This is a genomic window from Pseudonocardia sp. EV170527-09, assembly GCF_008369905.1.
Taxonomy (GTDB): Bacteria; Actinomycetota; Actinomycetes; order Mycobacteriales; family Pseudonocardiaceae; genus Pseudonocardia.
Genome location: NZ_VRMC01000373.1, coordinates 1 through 369 on the forward strand (window position 1 = coordinate 1; position 369 = coordinate 369).

Annotated in this window: 1 protein-coding gene; it reads left to right on the forward strand. The window is 64.5% G+C overall.

The genetic code is table 11. The features are described from left to right. The first annotated feature begins 68 nt into the window (after positions 1-68). A complete protein-coding gene (locus FVA95_RS29530; RefSeq protein WP_161992545.1) occupies positions 69-362 on the forward strand; it encodes a transposase in 294 nt (97 codons plus the stop codon). The last annotated feature ends 7 nt before the right edge of the window (positions 363-369 follow it).

Sequence of the window (369 nt, forward strand, 5' to 3'; positions counted from 1 at the left end):
TGAGCTTGACCCCTGACGCCGGACACGTCACCTGAGGTGGACCCGGTCCACCAGGGAGGATGTTGTTCGTGCCTGCACCTCACCCGCCCGAGTTCCGGCGCCGCGCCGTGGACCTTGCTCGTGCTGGCGACAAGCCGGTGTCTGCGATCGCGAAGGACCTGTCGATATCGGAGTCGTGTTTGCGGAGCTGGATGGCCCAGGCCGCCGCCGACGACACCGGCGGCTCCGATTCACGGCTGAGTAGCGCCGAGAAACGCGAATTGACCGGGCTCCGTAAGGAGAAGCGTCGCCTTGAGGTGGAGAACGAGATTCTCAAGCGGGCGGCCGCGTATTTCGCCCGGGAGAACGTTCTCCCAAAGTAGTTTTCCC